Source organism: Streptomyces tibetensis, assembly GCF_007655005.1.
Taxonomy (GTDB): Bacteria; Actinomycetota; Actinomycetes; order Streptomycetales; family Streptomycetaceae; genus Streptomyces; species Streptomyces tibetensis.
The window spans coordinates 353427-375202 of the sequence record NZ_SZVW01000006.1 but is presented as its reverse complement, the minus strand read 5'-3'; the positions used below and the strand labels follow the sequence as shown (position 1 = coordinate 375202).

Annotated in this window: 17 protein-coding genes; 6 read left to right on the top strand and 11 right to left on the bottom strand. The window is 69.9% G+C overall.

Translation table 11 applies throughout. The features are described from left to right. Position 1 precedes the first annotated feature (1 nt). The 3 genes from FDO69_RS13200 to FDO69_RS13190 are packed head-to-tail and all read left to right on the top strand — an operon-like array spanning position 2 to position 2729. A complete protein-coding gene (locus FDO69_RS13200) occupies positions 2-1426 on the top strand; it encodes an FGGY-family carbohydrate kinase (protein ID WP_104779970.1) in 1425 nt (474 codons plus the stop codon). A 26-nt stretch (positions 1427-1452) separates the two neighbouring features. Then, positions 1453-2508: a glycerophosphodiester phosphodiesterase family protein gene (locus tag FDO69_RS13195; protein WP_104779969.1), complete on the top strand. Its 1056-nt coding sequence runs from the start codon at positions 1453-1455 to the stop codon at positions 2506-2508. Continuing rightward, entirely contained in the window at positions 2508-2729 is a 222-nt protein-coding gene (locus FDO69_RS13190) for a hypothetical protein (RefSeq protein ID WP_104779968.1), read from the top strand. Before FDO69_RS13195 ends, FDO69_RS13190 begins: the two co-directional genes overlap by 1 nt. Before the next feature lie 3 nt (positions 2730-2732). On the opposite strand, the gene FDO69_RS13185 is transcribed toward FDO69_RS13190, so the two are convergent. After that, entirely contained in the window at positions 2733-3371 is a 639-nt protein-coding gene (locus FDO69_RS13185) for a mycothiol-dependent nitroreductase Rv2466c family protein (protein WP_104779967.1), read from the bottom strand. A gap of 137 nt (positions 3372-3508) precedes the next feature. On the opposite strand from FDO69_RS13185, the gene pepN reads away from it, so the two are divergent. After that, a complete protein-coding gene (gene pepN / locus FDO69_RS13180; protein WP_104779966.1) occupies positions 3509-6088 on the top strand; it encodes an aminopeptidase N in 2580 nt (859 codons plus the stop codon). A 196-nt stretch (positions 6089-6284) separates the two neighbouring features. Continuing rightward, entirely contained in the window at positions 6285-7325 is a 1041-nt protein-coding gene (locus FDO69_RS13175; RefSeq protein ID WP_104779965.1) for a hypothetical protein, read from the top strand. Positions 7326-7494: 169 nt separating this feature from the next. Here the strand turns inward: FDO69_RS13175 and FDO69_RS13170 are convergent, their stop codons facing one another. The 8 genes from FDO69_RS13170 to FDO69_RS13135 all read right to left on the bottom strand — a co-directional run bounded on the left by FDO69_RS13170 (position 7495) and on the right by FDO69_RS13135 (position 16643). Next, positions 7495-8181 (bottom strand): hypothetical protein, encoded by a 687-nt coding sequence (locus tag FDO69_RS13170; protein WP_104779964.1) that lies wholly within the window; start codon positions 8179-8181, stop codon positions 7495-7497. Next, complete coding sequence (locus FDO69_RS13165; protein WP_104779963.1) at positions 8178-8603, bottom strand: hypothetical protein; 426 nt, start codon at positions 8601-8603, stop codon at positions 8178-8180. Before FDO69_RS13165 ends, FDO69_RS13170 begins: the two co-directional genes overlap by 4 nt. Before the next feature lie 6 nt (positions 8604-8609). After that, positions 8610-10988 (bottom strand): glycoside hydrolase domain-containing protein, encoded by a 2379-nt coding sequence (locus FDO69_RS13160; protein ID WP_234387920.1) that lies wholly within the window; start codon positions 10986-10988, stop codon positions 8610-8612. Between the two features lie 138 nt (positions 10989-11126). Beyond that, a complete protein-coding gene (locus FDO69_RS13155; RefSeq protein WP_104779961.1) occupies positions 11127-12134 on the bottom strand; it encodes a hypothetical protein in 1008 nt (335 codons plus the stop codon). A gap of 12 nt (positions 12135-12146) precedes the next feature. Continuing rightward, positions 12147-12662: a hypothetical protein gene (locus FDO69_RS13150; RefSeq protein WP_104779960.1), complete on the bottom strand. Its 516-nt coding sequence runs from the start codon at positions 12660-12662 to the stop codon at positions 12147-12149. 281 nt (positions 12663-12943) lie between these two features. Continuing rightward, entirely contained in the window at positions 12944-14095 is a 1152-nt protein-coding gene (locus FDO69_RS13145) for a serine hydrolase domain-containing protein (protein ID WP_104779959.1), read from the bottom strand. A gap of 100 nt (positions 14096-14195) precedes the next feature. After that, entirely contained in the window at positions 14196-15953 is a 1758-nt protein-coding gene (locus FDO69_RS13140) for a TIGR03767 family metallophosphoesterase (protein ID WP_104779958.1), read from the bottom strand. A gap of 231 nt (positions 15954-16184) precedes the next feature. Next, on the bottom strand, positions 16185-16643 hold the full coding sequence (locus FDO69_RS13135) for an NUDIX hydrolase (RefSeq protein WP_234387919.1): 459 nt from the start codon (positions 16641-16643) through the stop codon (positions 16185-16187). A 224-nt stretch (positions 16644-16867) separates the two neighbouring features. Here FDO69_RS13135 and FDO69_RS13130 point away from each other — a divergent pair, with 224 nt between their 5' ends. Next, positions 16868-20179, top strand: a complete 3312-nt coding sequence (locus FDO69_RS13130; protein ID WP_104779956.1) for a S8 family serine peptidase — start codon at positions 16868-16870, stop codon at positions 20177-20179. Positions 20180-20239: 60 nt separating this feature from the next. On the opposite strand, the gene FDO69_RS13125 is transcribed toward FDO69_RS13130, so the two are convergent. Next, positions 20240-21001 carry a hypothetical protein gene (locus FDO69_RS13125; RefSeq protein WP_234387918.1) on the bottom strand — a complete coding sequence of 254 codons (762 nt, stop codon included), beginning with the start codon at positions 20999-21001 and terminating at the stop codon, positions 20240-20242. Between the two features lies 1 nt (position 21002). Beyond that, positions 21003-21575, bottom strand: a complete 573-nt coding sequence (locus FDO69_RS13120) for an RNA polymerase sigma factor (RefSeq protein WP_389827949.1) — start codon at positions 21573-21575, stop codon at positions 21003-21005. Positions 21576-21776: the final 201 nt, after the last annotated feature.

Sequence of the window (21776 nt, the reverse complement as noted above, 5' to 3'; positions counted from 1 at the left end):
CATGTACGTCGGTATCGATGTGGGCACGTCCATGGTCAAGGCGGCGGCCTTCGACGCCACGGGCCGCCAACTGGCCGTGGAATCCCGGCCGGTGGGACTGGACCTGCACGAAGGGGTCGTCGAGCAGGACATGGAGGAGGTGTACGGGGCTGTCGTCGCGGTGCTCGAGGCACTGACCTCCGCCGTGGACGAGCCCGTCGAGCTGGCCGGGCTGACCGGGCAGGGCGACGGGGTGTGGCTGGTCGACGGCGAGGGCCGGCCGGTGCGCCCGGCCGCCTCCTGGATGGACGGGCGGGCGCACGAACTGGTCGACGGCTGGCTGGCGGACGGCACGTTCGAGTCGGTGTTCCGGCGCACGGGCAGTGCGATGTTCCCCGGCTGCCCGGGGCCGCTGCTGGCCTGGCTGGACCGTCACGAACCGAAGGCGCTGGACGCCGCGAAGGCCGCCCTGTACTGCAAGGACATGGTGTTCCAGCGGCTGACGGGAGCCGCGGCGACGACGGATGTGTCGGACGCGTCGATGCCGTTCCTCGACCCGCGGACCCGGGCGTACGACGACCGGGTCGTCGAGGTGCTGGGGCTGGCGCACCGCCGTGGTCTGCTGGCCCCGGTCAGTGACCCGGTGGCGACGGCCCGGACGCGGGGCGAGGGCCTGCCGTCCGGGACGCGGATCGCGAACGGGCCGTACGATCTGCCGGCCTGTGCGCTGGGCGCCGGGGTGACGTCCCCGGGGGACGGTCTGCTGATCGTCGGCACCTGTCTGGCCAGTCTGGTCGCCACCACCGAGCTCGACCTGACCGGCGAGCCGGCCGGTCTGTACATCTCCACCGACCGGCCCGGGCACTGGCTGCGCGCCATGCCCGCCATGGTCGGCACGGCGGCGCTGGACTGGGTGCTGTCGACGACCGGAGTACGGCACGAGGAGGTGGACGGCCTGCTGGCCGAGACCCCGCCCGGGGCGCACGGCGTGCGGGTGCTGCCGTATTTCGCGCCCTCCGGCGAGCGCGCCCCCTTCGTGGAACCGCGTCTGCGCGCCGAACTCACGGGCGTCTGTCTGGAGTCGACCCGGGGTGATCTGGTCCGCGCCACCTGCGAGGGCATCGGGTACGCGGCCCGGCACTGCCTGGAGGCGGCGGGCCTCACCGGGAACCTGGCGGTCTGCGGCGGCGGCACCCGCAGCTCCGCCTGGATGCGGCTGCTGGCCGACGTGCTCGGGCGGCCGCTGCGGGTCGTCGAGGGCGAGGTGGGCGCGCGGGGCGCGGTCCTGGCGGCCGCCGAGCGGTACGGGGCCGGGCTGGACACGCCGGCGTGGACGAAACCGACGGCGGTGGTCGAGCCGGACCCGGATCGGGCGGCGTTCTACGCGAAGGGCTACGAGGAGCACCTGGACCGGCTGGCCGGAGCCCGGGCCCGGGCACGTCAGTGAACCCGGCATCGACGAAGGGGAGTTGCATGCAGCTCGGACGGAGATCCCTCCTGCTGGCGGCGGCCGCGGGGACCGCCACGGCCGCGGGGACCGCCACGGCCGCGACGGCCGCCGCGGCGGCGGCCGAACCCCGCAAGGGCGGCGGCCCGGTCGTCATCGGCCACCGCGGCGCTGCCGGCTGGCGCCCGGAACACACGGCGCTCTCGTACACGTACGCCGTGCAGACGGGCGCCGACTGGATCGAACCGGACCTGGTGCCGACGAAGGACCACGTGCTGGTGGTCCGGCACGAGAACGAGATCTCCCAGACGACCGACGTGGCCCGGCACCCGGAGTTCGCGGACCGCCGTACGACGAAGACGGTCGACGGGCGGCCGGTCACCGGCTGGTTCACGGAGGACTTCACGCTGGCCGAGCTGAAGACGCTGCGGGCCGTGGAGCGGCTGCCCGCGGTCCGCGACCGCAACACCGTCTTCGACGGGCGCGCGCAGGTCATGACCTTTCAGGAGGTCGTGGACCTGGCGCGGCGGCTGTCACGGGAGCACGGCCGGACCGTCGCGGTGTTCCCGGAGACCAAGCACCCGACGTACTTCCGGTCCCTCGGCCTGCCGCTGGAGCCGAAGCTGGCGGCGGCGATCCGGCGCAACCGGCTCGGCCGGCGCGAGTGTGTCGTGCAGTCCTTCGAGCCGACGAGCCTGCAGCGCATGACGGGCCTGGGTGTGCCGCTGTGGCAGGCACTGGGGACGACGGGCGGCCCGTACGACCTGCCCGGGAAAACCTACGCGGAGATGACGACGACGACGGGCCTGGCGGAGATCGCCGCGTACGCGGACTGGATCGGGCCGGACAAGGCGTCGCTCGTCGGCACCTCGCTCGTCGCGGACGCGCACGCGGCGGGGCTGCGGATCGGGCCGTACACCTTCCGCGCCGAGAACCAGTTCCTGCCCGCGCAGTTCCGACACGGGAGCGGACCGAACGATTTCGGGGACGCTTTCGCCGAATACGCGCTGTACTACCGCATGGGGGTCGACGCGGTCGTGACCGACTTCCCGGACCTGGCGGTGATCGCGAGGAGGAGCTGATGTTCTTCAAGGACAAGCACTGCCCGACCTGCAAGGGCAGCGGCACACAGGTGTTCACGCCGCTCAAGCCCGAGGAGCGCAAGGCCCTCGGGACGAACCGCACGGACCTGTGGCGCTGCACCGCCGCGGGCTGCCGGTGGTATCAGCCCTGGGACCATCGGGCCGGTGGGGGCCGGCTCCCGGAGGAGTTGCAGAACCCGGGAGCCGACGCCTCGCAGTGAGCCCTACAGGTTGGAGAAGTCCGGGCCCTTGGTGCGGGTGCGCTTGATCTCGTAGAAGCCGGGGACCGAGGCCACGGCGAGGGTGCCGTCCCAGAGGCGGCCGGCCTCCTCGCCCTGCGGGGCCGGGGTGACGACCGGGCCGAAGAAGGCGATTTGCTCGCCGTCGGGGCCGGGCACGGCGATGACCGGGGTGCCGACGTCCTGCCCGACCTTGTCGATGCCCTCCTGGTGGGAGGCGCGCAGCTCCGGCTCGTACGGGGTGGAGTCCCAGTGCTCCAGGAGGGACTCGGGCAGGCCCACGTCCTTCAGGGCGGCGGCGACCGTCTCCTTGCCGGGGCCCTCGGCCTGGTTGTGGATGCGGGTGCCGAGCGCGGTGTAGAAGTCGCCGAGGACCTCCGCGCCGTGCTCCTGCTGCGCCGCTATGACGACCCGGACGGGGCCCCACGCCTTGGTCTCCAGCAGCTCGCGGTACTCCTCGGGCAGCTCGTCCAGCCTGTTCTCGTTCAGGACGGCGAGGCTCATGAGATGCCAGCGGACCTCGATGTCCCTGACCTTCTCCACCTCCAGCACCCAGCGGGAGGTCATCCAGGCCCAGGGGCACAGCGGGTCGAACCAGAAGTCGACGGGGGTCTTGTCCGACATGTCTCTCCTCGAAAGGCAACCGTTTCTCCGGCAACGCCGGTACGCGCTCGCCTCATTCCCGGCTGCCCCGTGTCAGGTGCACGTGGCAGGATCGGTCCTGTTCAGCCGTACCCCACGACATCCGAGGAGTGCCGCCCGTGCCCGGTGAGAATCTGTCCCGCGACGAGGCCCGGGAGCGGGCCGCCCTGCTGAGCGTCGACGGGTACGAGGTGTCCCTCGACCTGCGGTCCGCGGTCGGTGAGGACCCCGGGGACGGGCCCCGCACCTTCCGCTCCGTGACGACGGTCCGCTTCCGCTGCAACGAGCCCGGGACGAGCACCTTCGCGGACCTGATCGCCCCGAGTGTGACGGCCGTCTCGCTCAACGGCCGCGATCTGGACCCCGGAGAGGTCTTCGACGGCTCCCGGATCACGCTGGAGGACCTCGCCGCGGACAACGAGCTGGTGGTCGACGCCCAGTGCGCCTACTCCCGTACCGGCGAGGGCATGCACCGCTTCGTCGACCCCGAGGACGGCGAGGTGTACCTGTACACGCAGTACGAGCCGGCCGACTCCCGCCGGGTCTTCGCGAACTTCGAGCAGCCCGACCTCAAGGCCCCCTACCGCTTCGAGGTGCGGGCGCCCGAGGGCTGGACGGTGTGGAGCAACGGGGCCGGCGAGCAGGCCGACGGGGTGTGGCGGTTCGCCGAGACCAAGCCGATCTCGACGTACATCACGTGTGTGGTGGCGGGCCCGTATCACTACGTGACGGACTCTTATACGCGTACGTATCCGGACGGCACGACGCTGGAGATCCCGCTCGGCGCCCTGTGCCGCAAGGGCCTCGCGCCGCACTTCGACGCCGACGACGTCTTCCTGGTCACCAAGCAGGGCCTGGACTTCTTCCACGACCACTTCGACTACCCGTACCCGTTCGGGAAGTACGACCAGGCGTTCGTGCCGGAGTACAACCTCGGCGCGATGGAGAACCCGGGGCTGGTGACGTTCCGGGAGGAGTTCATCTTCCGCGGGAAGGTGACGCAGGCCTCCTACGAGGGCCGGGCCAACGTCATCCTGCACGAGATGGCGCACATGTGGTTCGGCGACCTGGTCACCATGGAGTGGTGGGACGACCTGTGGCTGAAGGAGTCCTTCGCGGACTTCATGGGCGCGTTCTCGCTGGTCGGCGCGACTCGTTTCGCGGGCGGCTGGATCACCTTCGCCAACCGCCGCAAGGCCTGGGCCTACCGCGCGGATCAGCTGCCCTCCACGCACCCGATCACGGCGGACATCCGCGACCTCCAGGACGCCAAGCTCAACTTCGACGGCATCACGTACGCCAAGGGCGCGTCGGTGCTGAAGCAGCTCGTGGCGTACGTGGGCGAGGAGGCGTTCCTGGAGGGCGCCCGGCGCTACTTCAAGCGGCACGCCTACGGCAACACGCGCCTCGGTGACCTGCTGTCGGTGCTGGAGGAGACCAGCGGCCGGGACATGAGCGCCTGGTCGCGGTCCTGGCTGCAGACGGCCGGGGTGAACTCGCTGACCCCGCAGGTGCTGCTGGGCGCGGACGGCCGCGTCGAGGAACTGGCGGTGGTCCAGGAGGCGGCCGAGTCCCACCCGGAACTGCGTCCGCACCGGGTGGCCGTCGGCCTGTACCGGGTGACGGACGGCGGCACACTGGAGCGCTACGCACGCGTGGAGACGGACGTCGACGGCGCGCGGACGGTCGTCGCGGAACTGGCCGGTGCCGAGGCGCCGGACCTGGTCCTGGTCAACGACGACGACCTGACCTACTGCAAGATCCGCTTCGACGAGACCTCGCTGGCGACCCTGCGCGAGCACCTTGGCGCGATCACCGACCCGCTGGCGCGCGCCCTGTGCTGGTCGGCGCTGTGGAACATGACGCGCGACGCGCTGCTGCCGGCCCGGGACTTCGTGGACCTGGTGCTGCGCTTCGGCGGGCGCGAGTCCGAGATCGGCGTCGTGCAGATGCTGCACGCGTGGGCGGAGTCGGCGGTCACGCACTACACGGCGCCCGCCCGCCGCGAGACGGCCGCGCGACTGCTCGCCGAGGGAGCCCGGCGCGAGCTGTACGCGGCCGGGCCGGGCAGCGAGCACCAGCTCGCCTGGGCGCGCTTCTTCGCCCGGACGGCCGCTACCGAGGCCGACTTCGAGCTACTGCGGGACCTGCTCGCGGGCACGGCGACGATCGAGGGCCTCGCCCTCGACCAGGAGCTGCGCTGGGTGTTCCTGGAGCCGCTCGCCGCACACGGGGCCCTCGACGAGAAGGCGCTGACCGAGGAGCTGGCCCGGGACGACACGGCCTCAGGCAAGCGCCACCAGGTGCGCTGTCTGGCCGCCCGCCCGTCCGAGGCGGTCAAGGCGCAGGCGTGGGCGCAGGTCGTGGAGTCGGACGCGCTGTCCAACGCCATGGTGGAGGCGACCATCGCGGGCTTCTCCCAGGGCTCGCAGCGTGAGCTGATCGCGCCGTACGCCGGAAAGTACTTCGCGGCGATCGAGCGGGTGTGGGCCGAGCGGTCGATCCAGATCGGCATGCACGTGGTGCAGGGCCTGTTCCCCTCGCTCCAGCAGTCGCAGGAGACGCTTGACGCCACGGACGCGTGGCTGGACGCCCACAAGGGGGCGGCCCCGGCGCTGCGCCGGCTGGTGCTGGAATCCCGTGACGACCTGGCACGGGCGTTGCGTGGACAGGCGTGCGACGAGGCCGCTGACCAGTAGCTTTGGCCTGAGATCGGGGCGTTCCGCCTTCGTTACGAGATGAGTGCCCCGTGAGCCGTAACCCCTGGTCCGCACCCGAACGGACCAGGGGCTTTCGGCATCCGAACATCCGTCCTTTAGTGCCGGGTTGTCCGCATTTGTCGACGGACCTGTAACAGCGGTTCAAGGAGGGTCGGAACGCGGGAAATTGCGGGTCATGACCCACAACGCCCCGCTCTCCCCCCGCCCCCTGCACGACCTGTCGGGCGGTGGCCGCCCGCGCGTGCTGACAACGGCCCAGCTCCGCGCGCACGGCGTCTCGACGGCCGAGACGAATGAGCAGTGCCGTGCGGGCGGCCCCTGGCAGCAGCTCCTGCCGGGTGTCGTGCTGCTCCACCCGGGCCCGCCGACCAGCGAGGAGCGGCTGCACGCGGTGCTCATGTACGCGGCGCGGGAGCGCGGCTCCGGGGTACCGGCCCAGCCCGGCGCGAGCCGGCCGCACGCCGCCGCCTACCCCGAGGTGATGATCACCGGCCTGGCCGCGCTGACGCTGCACGGCTTCTCCTCCACTCCCCCGCTGCCCTCCCTGGACGCGATCGACGTCCTGGTCCCGCGGCTGCGGCGGCTGCGGTCCACGGGCTGCGCGCGCATCGTCCGCACGCCCGTCCTGCCCGACCCGGAACAGGTCACGGGGGTGCCGGTGGCACCGGTGGCCCGGGCGCTGGCCGACGCGGTGGCGGGACTCGCCGACGCGGGCATCGTCCGCCGGCTGCTCACGGAGGCGGTCCGCGGCTCCCACTGCGACCCGACGGCGGTGGTCCGCGAGCTGAACCAGGCCCGGCTGCTGAGCCGCCCCCACGTCGTGGACGCGGTGGAGTCCCTGCTCGCCGAGGGCCGGGCCCGCGCGGAGGACCGCCTGTACCGCATGATCGCCGAGTACGGCCTGCCCGACCCGGTCTGGAACGTCGACCTGCGCCTGCCCGGCGGGCCCTATCTCGGCGGACTCGACGCGTACTGGCCCGACCAGGCGGTGGCGGTGGAACTCGACACCCGGGCGCCCCGGCAGGACGACGACGCCCTGTGGTCCGAGTACGCCCGCAAGCGCGAGCACCTGGAGCGGCTGGGCATCACGGTCGTCCACGTCACGCCGAGGAAGCTGCGCGACTCCCCCGAACAGCAGGCCACGGTGATCCGCACGGCCCTGATGGCCTCGGCGGACCGCGAACCGGCCGCGTATGTCGTGGTGCTGCCCCGGTAGGGAGGGGCCGGGCGGGACCCATGGTGGGGGGGGAGCCGCCGGCACGTCGACGGACTCGGACACGCAGGGGAAACGGGTCTGCCGACGATCTCGGCGGGGGGCGCAGGTGGCCGGGAAAAGGTCGTCCCGGCCACCTGGGCCTGTGCCCGTGCCCGTGCCCGTGCCTGGGTCAGGCCGCCTGCTTGCTCGCCAGTTTCTTCGCCGCTGTGATGCGCTTGGGGTCCTCTATGTTCTGGGTCCCGGCTCCCTTGCCGGGAGTGAGTCTCCACTGCCTGAGGGTCTCCGCGACCTGGGCGAGCTTCGCAGAGCCCGGTGGGACGTCGACGAAGAAGGTCGACTCCTTGGCCGGCTCCATGTCGCCGCCCCACTTGATGACGCCCTGCAGCTCGGCGAGGATGTCCCGGATCGCCGTGACCTGGTAGGGGAAGAGATTCCCCGTGACGCCGAGCGGATAGCTTTCCGGGTACAGCGCCAACGCCGTGCCTGACAGATGGTTGGATTCGAAGTCCGCCTTCACGTGCAGAGCGTCGCTGTACCCGATGATCTGCCCGCGGCCCGCTTCGAGCTCGGCGACGTCGTAGTGGAAGCGTTGTGCCACATAGGACAGGACGGTCCCCACATCCCCCTCTCGCAGGGTGACTTGGAGATTCGTTCCCGGTATGTCGTAGGTGGCGGTGCCCGGGGAGCCGGGGAGAACATCCCAGCCGTTCGCCGATCTGGACTTGTTCCACGAGTTGCCGGCGGCTTGGGCGGTGAGAGGGGCGAGAATGCCCTCCCCGGTGGTGAGCAGTGCCGATCCGGCCACGAGACCGGTGAATCGTTTGAGCGCGGTGCGGCGCGAGAACTTGGCGTTCATGAGGTAGCTCCAGAAGATTGTCCGACCCGCTTGCGCAGGAATACGGAGGTGCCGGCCGAGACGAGGCCGACACCCGCCGACAGGCACACGACCACGTTGATCGACATCGAGACGTACTCCACGGTGGATCCGTCGGAGTACAGGCAGGCACTGCGAAGGGGCCAGTACTGTTGCCTGATCGCCGCCAGTTCGGCTCCGGCGTCGTTCTCGCTCTTGCACAGCTCGGGAAAGGGTCCACCCAAGCTGACCGAGAACCAGCCGTAGCAGTACAGCGCCACCGCCAGGGAGAGGAGGATCAGGGCGATGAGCGCATACAGTTTCGGCACGGGCAGCGGCGGATGGCTCAGCAGGATGAGGATCACCACGACTCCCACCGCCGCAGTGACCCCGCTCGCGACGAGCAACGCGCCGATCAGGATCATGTGCAACTACCCCTTTTCCGCCTTCTGCGCGGCGAGGAACTTCGCGCGGCGGGCCACCTGCTGCCCGATGAGATTCTGCAGCGTCTCGGTGAAACCCGCGTAGAACTCGCTCATGACGGAGTCGAACTCGTTCCACGGTTCCTTGCCCAGTGGACAGTTCCGCTGAATGAGGAGGGCGCGAGTGGAAGACAGCAGGGTGTCATCTATCTGGTCCTCCAGGAACGCCTTCGCAGTGGTTCCGATGTTGCTCGTGACACCGCCGAACCGGTACAGCTTGAAGTCGCTGAAGCGTGTCAGATGACCTGTCCCGATGAGGATTCTCTTCAGTTCGTCGACGATGTTCGTGCCGCCGTTGTCCTTGAGGCGCTGGGCGACCAGGAATCCGTCGATGTCCTCGATGAGGTCGCCCAGCGCGAACGTGGACGCGACATCGGGCCGGCACAGCGTCTTGCGGCAGAAGTCCAGTGGTGACGCGTTGTCCGAGCGACTCCACTCGCCGTAGAACGTGAGCAGGTCCCCGCCCCAGCTCGCCAGTTCGGCGCGGTTCGCCTTGCCCACTCCGGCATTCCCCTTCAGGAAGTACCCGCTGGCGCTCGCGACCAGGTGGTCCGGGTTGATGACGACGCCCATCGACGGGTCCGTGTACGCGTAGTCCCTCGATCGCCCGATCCCCCGGCCGGAGGCGTAGGTGATGAACGCGTCGTCGACCTCACCGAACAGCGCTCTCCACCGGGAGTCGGTGTACTTGTCCCAGCGCATGAACTGCAACGAGAGTTCGTTCGGATCGCCCTTGCCGTAGGAGACGGCGGCGTCGTACACCGTCTGAACGTAGGCGATGAACTCCTCGACCGGCGAGGCGCCCGTGTCGCCGACCGACTTCTGCCCGAAGTCGGACCCGGGGCGGTGCGCCACCCGGTCCAGTCCGAAGCTGTCCGAACCGCTGGTGAAGTCGTATTCCTTGATCTGGTTGAACGTCCAGTTCTGAGGCAGCGGGAAGCCGAGGTTGCCGGAGAAGCCGTAGGACATACCGGAGACGTACGCGTACGGCACATAAGCGCCCCCGGAGACGCTGGCGCACACGTTTCGTGAGCCGTAGACACCGCATATGTACTTGCTGCCGTTGCTCTTGAGTGCGTCGTTCACGCCGGAGAAGTAGTCGATGATCCGGTCCATGTCCGCCGCGGTGGCGTCGTAGTCGACCGCGAAGTAGATGACCGTGCTCCTGTTGAAGCCGTACCCCTCGGCCCGGGCGTGCGCCAGGCTGCCGTGGCGGTAGCCGTTGCTGTACTTGAAGTCCGCGAGACTGCTTGCGTCGTACTGCCAGATGGGTATGACGCTCAGCCCGGCGGAGAAGATCGCGTCCAGCTCGCCCGGCTGGATCTCCTTGTTCAGGGTGCTTCCGGCCGGCTCGTCCAGGTAGCGGCCCACGGCGCGGTATCCGGCGTCGTAGAGAGCCGCTGCCCGCTGGGCGGTGATGGTGAACCGGGTGTCGCAGGCGTTGACCGGGCGATCGGGGTTCCCGTAGGAGACGAGCAGCTGTGCCCAGGTGTCGAAGTCGGCCTTGCCGGTCTGGCTGATCGCGGAGAAGCTCTGGAACTTCCTGACCCAGTCCGCGAGGTCCGCGTCGAAGGTGTTGCCGAAGGTGGCGATGTCACCGCTCGTGTTCGAGGGGCCGTTCGCCACGCACGCGCCGGCGAAGAGCTGCACCCACGTGCCGGTGTCGCCCTCCGAGAGGGTGTGGGCCTTCAGCCCGGCGACGGTAGCGGGGCCGAAGACACCCGTGGCCTGGTCCTCGGGGATGCCCGACTCGTACTGGATGCCCTTCATCAGCGCCTGCTGGGCGTCCCGGGAGAAGAAGCCGTCGCACGGGCCGATGAAGAAGGTGGACTTCTCGAAGTAGCGGCCGTTGAGCCACTGCTGCAGAAAGCGGATCTGCTCCAGTCCGCCGGAGAGGAATATGTAGGAGTCCATGGTCAGCAGGGCCTTGAACACCTTGGGGCGTACGGTGCCGTCGATATAGAAGGGCGAAAGACCCATGTGCTGCATCATCGTGTTGATGCCGCTCTGGGTCGCCGAGGACATCTGCCCGTCGATGGCGCCCGCGCTGTAGCCCTTGCAGTACATCCCGCACTGGATGATCTTGACGATGTTCTCGTTGGACTCGCCGATCTTGATGGAGCCCTTGGCCTGCAGCTTCGACAGCGTCGTCGGCCCGAACGCATCGGACAGCGCTGTGATGCCGAGTTCGTGCTGCAGCGCGCGAGTCAGGGAATACATGGTGTTCCAGCCGGTCTTGCCGTCTTCCGTGACAAGGTTGTAGCCGGAAACGTTCTTGTAGGTGGCGTTGACCCATTTCTGGGCCTGGAGCACCATTGCGTCAGCCATTGCGGCAAGCTGCCCTTCGTCTTCTGTTACCGGTCGGTGATGGGGGTGAACTCGCCGACGAAAATCGCGGCAAGGAGGCCTGCCGCGATCAGGCCCAGTGCCCGCACCGGGCGCGGTGCGGGCACTGTCGGACCTTGCTCACCGCGTGGAGGCCGTCATCTGCTTGCGCGCCGCAGCGACCTCCGTGCCGTGCTGCCGTTTGATGGCGGTCAACTGGCTCTGACTGTCGGCGATCTGCCGGTTCTGGATCGCCGACTCCACACCGAACCAGATCTTCACCAGGTCGGTCTGCTCCTTGCAGTCGATGTCGTCGACCGCCAGAGCGATGGACTCCTTCGTCGGCTCGCCGTCCGCCGTGACGCCCTGGTCCATCGCCGCATACGGATCGGCGAGTCCCGCGTGCCCCTTGCCGACCATGCAGGAAGACCACGCGGCGGTGGCCTTGACGACCTTGTCGTCCTTCATCGACTGCGTGAGGCTGTCTCCGGCGAGCTGCGCGACGAGGGTCGGGTCGGCTCCCTTCACACCGAGCCGGTCCTCGGACCAGCCGATGCAGCCGCCCTGCTTCAGCGCCTTCCCGTTGTACTCCGCCCGGGCGGGCTTCACTCCCCGGTCGGGGGCGGCGATCGGCTGACCCGCTTCGGCCGCCGCGGGAGCCGCGGGCTTGGTGTGGCCGGTCAGGACCTCGACCTCGACACCGGACAGATCACGCATGGTCTGCTCGGTGTGCTCCCGCAGCGCCGGGGGGAGCTCGTAGCCGTACTTCTCGGCTTCGGCCCGGTCGGAAATGCCGTAACGACGTTCGATGTTGGCATCGTTGTTACTGGGCGGCGGATTGGCGCCCGCCTTCGGCAGCGTCAGGTCGATGCCGTAGTCCTTCATGCAGGACTGCTCGAGATCACTGGCGGCCTGCTCGAGGGTGACCTGGTCCTCGTAGGAGGCCATGTACGCCTCCAGCGGCAGGGTCAGGTTCTTGGTCAGGCCGGTGGTGGGAACCTTCTCGGGCCAGTTCGCCTTGTTCACGACCGGTTTGCCGTCGGCCGTGTTCTCCGTGGTGTCCGAGGCGGCGCCGGAAGAGCAGGCACTGACCAGGAGAGCCGAGGCGGTGAGGGCGACCGCGAGGGCTGTCCGCTTGATGCGCTTCACGCGGGTTCCTTCTTATGCGAAGTGGGAGGAAGCGTTGTTGTTCTTCAGGGCGGAGATCAGGTTCGTGATGTTGCAGTCCCCGTACGGGCTGTTCTTCGCGAAGTACTGAGAGGTGCCGCCGTAGCCGGAGCTGAAGTACACGCGGTAGTTGTCGTCCGGGGCACAGTTCTGCACGGAGGCCGCATTGTTCTTCATGTACTGGCCGTTGCCGTTGCCGCCGTTGCCGAAGACGTACCGGTAGGTCGTCAGGGACGATCCCTGGTACTGGCTCGTGCCCCAGTGGTCGGACACGTCGCCGTAGAACGTCGTGTACGCGGACTTGATGACGCCGTTCTGGACGGCGATGTCCTTCGAGTTGTAGAAGAGCCACAGATCACCGTTGGAGCAGGTGATCCATGGCACGTCACAGTTGTCCGTGACGGTGAACTCGGCCGCGTTCGCCGGTTGGGCGGTCGCCATCACGGCCGCCACGGCCGCGAAGGACAGGGCGCAGGCGGCCGACTTCGTCCTGAAGCGGGCACTCCTCATCACAGCTCCATCGATAGGTCACTGATGTGAAGAGGAGCTTGATGCTTCAAACTGTGTCATGGCCATGGACTTTGCCCGATCCAGACCGGATGTACATCGTGGCGTCAGGCCGGGCCGAGTTCGCCGACTCAGTGACATCCGAACGGCGTTGCTCGGTCAGGGCGCTCACCGCCCACTCGCTTCACCCCGGCACCGGGAACGGGCTGGGTCAAGGTCTGCCGGCACCGCGGACGACACGGCGGGGACGGTGACCGCCTCCGCCGTGTACGCCGCTCAGCTCCTCAGCGGCCGCAGAACTCCGCCTCGATGATCGCGTCCGTGCTTCCCGACCAGTCGCCGTTGAAATTGACCGCGAGAGAGTGCCGGCCGTTCCCGGTGGTCACCGCGTCCGAGTTCGAGCCGTAGATCCCGCCGTCGTGGCCCCAGACATGGACACCGCAAGTGAGCTTGCGGTCGACCAGGCCGAGACCGTAGCGGCTGGTTTCGCGGCTGGAGGGGACCGTGGTCTTCATCTTCTTCAGCTGCTCCGGCGGGAGCAGCTTGCCGCGCAGCAGGGCCGAGTAGAAGCGGTTCAGGTCGGCCGAGCTGGAGACCATCTGGCCGGAGCCGTAGGCCAGGCGCGCGTTCAGTTCCGTGACGTCGTACGTCGGGCCCGTGTCCGTCCTGGCCAGCTTGGAGTACGCGCGGCTGCTGGGCCGCGGGAGCGTCACCCGGGTGGTGGGGACCGACGTGGAGGTCAGGTGCAGGGGGGCGATGATCCGGCGGTCGATCTCGTCGCCGTAGCCGTTGCCGGTGGCCTTCTCGATCACCAGCGCGGCCAGGAGGTAGTTGGTGTTGGAGTACGTGAACGACGCGCCGGGCTCGAAGTACGGCCGGTTCCTCATCGCGATGGCGAGCATGTCCTCGGGAGCCGCCTCGTCGAAGCGGTGCTTCATGAAGCCGTCCGGGGTCATGTAGGTCTGCTGGAAGCCCGGGTCCTCCAGGTAGTCGAAGACGCCGCTGGTGTGGTTCAGGAGCTGCCGGATCGTGATGCGGCCGCCGTCGTGGCCGTTGCCCCGGACCGCGCCCGGCAGCCACTTCTCCACCGTGTCGTCGAGCGACAGCCGCCCCTCCGCCTCCAGTTGGAGGACGACCGTGGCGACGAACGTCTTGGTGATGCTGGCGATGCGGTAGTGGTCCCGGGCCGAACGCGGCTTGCCCGTCCTCAGGTTGCCGACCCCGGCCGTGGCCGCCCAGGTGCCGTGGCCCCGCCGTACCGTCACCGTCACGCCCGGGGCCCCGTCGGCCACCGCCGCCCGGACGGCCCGCTCGGTACCGTCATGGCCGCCGGGTGCGGCAGACGGGCCCGCCGCCACCGCCGGAGCCGTGAGGGCCGCCGCCAGTGCCACCGCCGTCGCCGCCGTCAGGGCCGCCGTACGCGCGCGTCTGTTCATGTCCCCGTTTCCCCCTGTCACGTCCTGTCGAGTCGTGCCGGGAGAGGGGACCGCGGCGGCTACGGCGGGGGTTGACCGGCGCCGGGCGGTTGAGCGGCTTTCAGACTTTCTTGAGCACCAGCTCGGTATTGCGGTCCGCCGGGTCGCCTCCGAGGGTGGTGCTCGCGCCGGGGGCGTTGAGGGACAGCTCGCGGTAGAGCGCCGCGAGGCCGGTCTGGGAGAGGTCGGAGAAGTCCGTGCGGTGCGGGGCCGAGGACTCCACCAGCGTCGTGAACAGGGAGATGGTGCCGTCCTTGTTGTCGGTCAGCTCGACGATCCGGGCGAGCTGCGGGAAGTCGACGTGGGAGGCCGTGGAGATCTCCCAGAAGGAGCCGCCGCTCGCCAGGGCGTGCGGGGTGATGACGTTCTTGTGGATGTGGCCGTTCACCCAGGCGAGCACCCTGGGGTGGCCGCCGAGCAGGGCGAGGACCTCCTGGCCGTCGTGGCGGCGCTCGCCGGGCCTCGCCGGGTCGCTGCGGAGGTTGGTCATCGTCTTGCTGGTGTGATGGCTGAAGATCACCGCGTAGGAGTCCTTGTTGTCCCGCAGTGTCTTGTCGAGCCACTTCAGCTGGGCCGTGCCGATGGACCCCTCGTAGTGGCCGCCGGAGTCGGTGGTGTCCAGGCTGATGCCGATCACGTCGTCGGAGATGCGGAAGGCGTAGTACTGGGTGCCCGCGTCCAGGTTGGCGGAGGAGTAGCCGTGTCCGGCAGGGCCGAGGCCGCGGTGGGCCGGGTCCAGGTGCGCCTCGACGTACTCGGCCGGTGTGAAGGGGGCGCGCCGCTCGTCGGGGGTGACCGAACGCATGGAGCGGGCGTGGGACTTCAGGAAGTCGTGGTAGCGGACGCCCTTGGGGTCGCTAGCCTTCTTGATCTGCGCCTGCAGTTGCTGCGCCTCGGCCGCGGACACGTTCATCAGCTTCTTGCCGCCGACGGCGAGTTCGGTGAGGTAGGGGTCGCCGTGCGAGCCGTAGCAGCCCATCGGCAGGGAGTCGTGGTTGCCCACGGTCGAGTACCAGGGCAGGTTGAGGCCGGGGCTGCGCACCTCGCGGATCGCGGCCTTCAGGAAGCCGTCGAGGTGGGGGAAGCCGGCCTGCTTGTCGCTGTCGCGGACGGCGGCGTCCGGCTGCCAGTACTGCTTGAGGCCGCTGTTCTGGACGCCCTCGTAGCGGCGCGGGTCCCCGGTGTTGGGTGTGATGCGCCCGCCGCTCATGATCTTCAGGAACCAGTCCAGCTCGGACTTGGCGTTGTTGTCCGTGTTGTCGCCGGTGGTCATGGCGAAGTGCAGCGGGGCTCCGGTGACGGGGGCGCCGCGCAGCGCGTTGATCCGCTCGACGAGCGCGATCGCGCCCTGCACGGTCAGCGCCTCGTGCGGCCGCCAGGCATGGATGTCGGCCGAGCGCAGGTACTCCAGGCGCAGCGGGTGCTGGGCGTCGATGATGTGCAGGTCGGTGAGCTGCACGAACGCGGCGAGCGCGGTACGGCGCCCGGCGCGGCCGGGCTTGGGCGCGGCCAGGTCGGAGCGGACGACCCGCTGCCAGCCGGCTCCGTCGCCCAGGCGCCGGTAGCCGGAGCCGCCGCGCGGGGCGGCGACGGACGCCACGGTGGTGCCCTTGGTGTACGGGGCCAGCGGCGCGGCCGGCGCCTGGCGTGAGGACGCGGCCACGGCCGCGGTGCTCTCCTGGGCGGTGGCGGCCTGGCTGTCACTGGGCCGCAGCGCGTAGCCGACACCCCCGGCCAGGGCGACCGCGCCGGTGGCGGCGAGGACGGAACGACGGTGGATGTTCTGGCCGGAGCCGGCGGCTGAGCGTGTGCGCGACATGCGCTTCTCTCCCCGAGTGCGAACGCGTCGGCAGTGGTCGCGGGGCCTTCACGACGTGAACACCCCGCTCGTACTGGATCGTTGGCAGCGGGAATGACCTGCGCGTAAACGAGGCGGCAACGCGCAGCGCCGATCACCGTACGTGGATCTTGGACTACCCTGCGCGTCGCCACCCGCTCCGGATACGTCCCGGAGCCGGTCACGCGGCGTTCATCTTCCGGGGTACTGCACCTACTCCAGGGCGTCGGCCAGCCGTCCGGTGGCCGGGCGTTCGCGCCACATCCGCAGCGCGATGTCGACCATCGAGATCCGCACCAGCCCGGGGACCGCGTCCAGGTCGTGCCAGGCGGCGAGGTCGGTGGAGCCGTTCACCTCGTTGCGCAGTTCGCCGCCGATGATCCGGCCCTCGTAGACGAGCCGGACGCCGTGATGGTCGACGGGGGGTCCGAAGCCGTTGCGGAAGACGTGGTGCGAGGAGTTAACGCCGAGCAGCCCGGTCACCTCGATGCGGTACCCGGTCTCCTCCTCCACCTCCCGCCGGACGGTGTCGTAGGGATCCTCGCCGTGCTCCATGCCACCGCCCGGCACGACCCACTCGAGCGTGCCGTCCCAGGCGGGCGAGCGGGCGAGGAGGATCTGTCCGTCCCGGACGCATATGGCGTAGGCCGCCACCCTCAACTTCTGTCGCACTCCGGGACGTTAACCGATTTCTTCGCCACCTTCAGGACTGATGTCCACAAATCGCATCGCGGGTTTTCCCCATACATCCATTTCGTTTGGGTCAACCCTCCCCAAAGGACTTCACCTTGCGTAAAGCTGTGCGATCGTCCGGGCCTGCCGTTCGGACCCTGCGCGACCAGGGCCGATCGACCCCGGTCGTTTCCCGCTCGTTCCTTTACCTACAAGGGATGCCGATGACCCTTCCCACCCCGCGCGATCAGATATCGGGCCCGAGACGTGTGGCACGCATCGCCGTGGCCGCCGGTCTCGTCGCCGCGCTCTCCGCGGCCGGGCCGATCCCGATGGCCTTCTCCGCCGACGGGCCGGGCGCGGACGCCCCGGCCGACCAAGGCGTCAAGTCCGCGCACGCCAAGCTCGGTTCGGACGACGCCGATCTGCTCGCGGAGGCCAAGGCCGACGGTGACAAGACCGTCACGATGATGATCGCCACCGCGCCCGGGAAGACCGAGCAGGTCGCCGGGCAGCTGGACGCGGTCAAGGGCGGCTCGGTGGGCCGGGCCGACGACAAGCTGGGCTACGTCCGGGCCACCGTCCCGACGGCCAAGGCGGACTCGGCGATCGCCGCCGCCGCGAAGCTGTCCTCCGTGCACGGCATCGACCTGCGCGAGGAGATCCCGCTGGACGACCCGACGCCGAGCGCGGACACCGCCGAGGGCGCCAAGGCCGCGAAGGGCACCTACCCGGCACCGGGGAAGAAGACCCCGGCCGAGAACCCGTACAACCCGTCGTTCGAGACGGGCGCGGTCGACTTCGTCGAGGACCACCCGAAGGCCGACGGACGCGGTGTCACCATCGGCATCCTGGACTCCGGCGTGGACCTCGGCCACCCGGCGCTGCAGAAGACGACGACCGGTGAGCGGAAGATCGTCGACTGGGTGACGGCGACCGACCCGATCATCGACAATGACAACACCTGGCGCCCGATGGTCACGGCCGTGTCCGGCCCGGCCTTCACCTACCAGGGCCAGTCGTACAAGGCACCGGCGGGCTCCTACGCCGTCAGCCTCTTCAAGGAGTCGTACACCGCCGGCGGCGACGCCAAGGGCGACGCCAACCGCGACGGCGACACCACCGATGCCTGGGGCGTGCTGTACGACGCCAAGGCCGGCACGGTCCGGGTCGACCTGAACAACAACAACGACTTCGCCGACGACGCGCCGATGAAGCCGTACAAGGACGGCCAGCAGGTCGGGTACTTCGGCACCGACGACCCGAAGACCGACATCGCCGAGCGGCAGCCGTTCGTCGTGGAGATCCGCAAGGACGTCCCGATGGACCCGCTGGGCGGCTCCTGGGCCGGGAAGAAGTCCGACTTCGTCAACATCGGCGTCATCGAGTCCGAGCACGGCACGCACGTCGCCGGCATCACCGCCGCCAATGGCCTGTTCGGCGGCAGGATGAACGGCGCCGCTCCGGGCGCCAAGCTGGTCTCCTCGCGCGCCTGCACCTGGTCCGGCGGCTGCACCAACGTGGCGCTCACCGAGGGCATGATCGACCTCGTCACCAAGCGCGGTGTCGACATCGTCAACATGTCCATCGGCGGCCTGCCGGCGCTGAACGACGGCAACAACGCGCGCGCCGAGCTGTACACGCGTCTCATCGACGACTACGGCGTCCAGCTGGTGATCTCCGCGGGCAACTCCGGCCCCGGCGCCAACACCATCGGCGACCCGGCCCTGGCCGACAAGGTCATCTCGGTGGGCGCGTCCGTCTCCAAGGAGACCTGGGCCGCCAACTACGGCTCGGTCGTGGAGAAGAAGTACGCGATGATGCCGTTCTCCTCGCGCGGCCCGCGTGAGGACGGCGGCTTCACGCCGACCCTGGTCGCCCCGGGCGCCGCGATCAACACCACGCAGACCTGGCTGCCGGGCTCCCCGGTCGCCGAGGCGGGCTACACCCTGCCGGCCGGCTACTCGATGCTCCAGGGCACCTCGATGGCCTCCCCGCAGGCCACGGGCGCCGCGGCGCTGCTGGTGTCGGCCGCCAAGCAGAAGAAGATCGACCTCACGCCGGCGACCCTGCGCACAGCCCTCACCTCCACCGCCGACCACATCAAGGGTGTGCAGGCGTACGAGGAGGGCGTGGGCCTGATGAACATCCCCGACGCCTGGGACGCGATCCGCGACGACGCCACCGCGCACACCTACTCGGTCAAGGCGCCGGTCGACACCGCGATCGACCAGTTCCTGAAGACCCCGGGCTTCGGCACGGGCCTCTACGACCGTGAAGGCGGCCTGAAGGCCGGTCAGAAGAAGACGTACGAGATCACCCTGACCCGTACGTCCGGCGCCGACAAGGCGATCCGGCACGAGCTGCACCTCGAGAACAACGCGGGCGGCACGTTCCGCATCGTCGGCTCCGACGAGGTGAAGCTGCCGCTGAACCAGCCGGTGACCGTCAAGGTCCAGGCCGCGCCGAAGTCCGCCGGCCTCAAGAGCGCGATCCTGGAGGTCGACGACCCGAAGACCGAGGGCATCGACGAGCAGGTCCTCAGCACGGTCGTGGTCTCCGCGCCGCTGAAGTACACCTTCTCCGCGTCGGACTCGGTGCAGCGCAACAGCACCCAGCACTACTTCGTCACCGTCCCCGAGGGCGCCAAGGCCCTCGAGGTCGCGATGAGCGGGCTGAAGGACAAGAGCCAGACCCGGTTCATCTCCATCCACCCGCACGGCGTGCCGTCGGACCCGTCGTCGACGATCAACTGCTACCCGAACTACGACAACCCGGCCAACACCTGCCGCCCGGACGTGCGTTCCTACGCCGACCCGCAGGCCGGCGTCTGGGAGATCGAGGTCGAGTCGCGCCGTACGTCGCCGCTGCTGGACAACCCGTACAAGCTGGACGTCGCCGTGCTCGGCGCGGCCTTCGACCCGGAGACCGTGACCGTGCCCGAGGCGAAGGTCGGCACCCCGGCCGCCGCCTCCTGGAAGGTGACGAACGGCTTCGCCGCGCTCGACGGCAAGCTGGTGGGCGGCCCGCTCGGCTCGGCCAAGGTGGCCCGCCCCTCGATCAAGCAGGGCGAGACGCAGACCACGACGGTCGAGGTGCCCGCGGGCGCCAAGTCGCTGGACGTCGCCATCGGCGGTGTCTCGGACAACGCCGCGGACCTGGACCTCGCCGTGTACGACGCGTCGGGCACGAAGGTCGGCAGCTCCGCCGACGGCGACTCGGAGGAGTCGGTCTCCCTCCCCGCCCCGGCCGCCGGGACGTACTCGATCGAGGTCGTCGGCTACTCGGTGCCGGCCGGCACCACGGAGTACGACTACCAGGACGTGTTCTTCTCCCCCTCCCTCGGCAGCGTCACCGTCGACGGGTCGGCTCCGGTGAAGCTCGGCACGGGCGACTCCGCGACGGTCTCGGGCAGCGTCACCGCCGCGGCGGCCGCTCCCGAGGGGCGTGAGTTCTTCGGCCAGGTCCAGCTGGTCAACGCGCGCGGCACGGTCGCGGGCCTGGGCAGCGTGAAGATCGAGAAGGTCCTGCCGTAGCGGCATCGCGGCATCGGTGGGGCGGGCGTCCGTACGGGCGCCCGCCCCTCTCGCTGTTCCTCACGGGCACGGGATGGCGCGCGAGGCGGGCAGCGCGTCGGTGATCCACGCCCGTTCGCGGGCGATCTCCTTCTCCCCCGTCGCCCACATGTCCGGGTGGGCCTGGTCGCCGGAGACACCGACGAGCATGTGGTCACCGGCTCGGAGCGAGGGCACGGCGCCGGTCTCCATGGGGAAGGTGATCTGCGCCCGGCCCTTGTCGGGCTTGTAGTAGCGCGTCACGTCCAGGGTGATCCGGTCCTGGCCGCTACCGGGAACGGTCTCGACCTCGGCGACGGTGCCCTCGACGACGATCCGGGCACAGGCGAGGTACCCGGTGTTGCCGAGCTTGGCGTCCGCTTCGGTGTGCGGCCGCCCGGCGGAGCTGTCGGCGGCGGTCGACCCGCCTTGGTCGCTCCCGGCGCCCATGTCGCCGCTCTGGACGACGAGCCAGCCCATGCCGATCACGAGACTGGCCCCGACCGCCGCGACGAGCCCCTTCAGGGCCACGACCAGGGGCTCGGGCCGCCTACGGCGCGCCGACAGCGGTGTCACGGAGGCGCCGCCGCCGGTCTCGGATCCGGGTACCTCCGGGGGCTCGGCGAGGGCGTGCCCGATGAGGCCCAGCTGCTCGCGCAGCAACCCCACGTCGGCGGTCGCGGCCCGGTACTCGGCCATGAAGGCCTCGCTCGTGCGGGCCTCGTGCGGTGGCGCCTCGCCGGTGATCGCCGCCATCAGCGCATCGGCCCCGTCGCGCCCGGCCTGGTCCTTTTGGGCGGTCACGTCACACCACCTCGTCCTCGTGCAGGCGGGCGCGCAGGGCCCGTACCGCCGTGTGCAGCCGGCTCTTGACCGTGCCCTCCGGGATGCCGAGCTGCTCGGCGATGGACCGGACCGGCAGGTCGGCGTAGAAACGCAGGACGACGACCTGCCGCTGGGCGTCGGGCAGCTCGTCCAGGCCCTGGGCGACGGCAACGGACAGCACGCTGCTGTCCTCGCCGGAAGGATGCTCCGTCTGGCGCAGGGCGGCCAGCCGCTCCCCGAGCCGCTCCTGGCGCCGTTTGGCCCGGTGCCAGTCCATCGCGAGGTTGGAGGCGACGACCGCCGCCCACGCCGAGACGTCCCGCGGCGCCTCCCGGCCGCTCGCGGCCCGCTCCAGCAGCCGCAGGCGGACCTGCTGTACCCCGTCCGGCAGGTCCGCCTGCGGCACACCGCCGAGCGCGAGCACCGCCCGCACCCGGCGCTCCTGTGCCGCATCCAGCGGATCGGTCTCCCTCCGGCGATCGCCCTGTCTCAGCGGAACATCGCCGGACCCGGCGTGCGCCTCCCTGGCGCGCCGGGCCCTCCCGCGCAACAGCACAAGCCACCCCCCTAGCCGTGTTTCTCCTACGACGCCGGGACGGCCCGGAACGTTCGGTGGTCTTTCGGCCGGGTTCCATCACGGTCCGGCGGGTCCGTCGCGGTCCGGCTGGTTCTGGCGCGGTCCCGCGGATTCCATCCTGGTCCGGCGGCATCCGCAGCGCTCCGCCTGGATCCGCAGCGCTCCGCCCGGATCCGG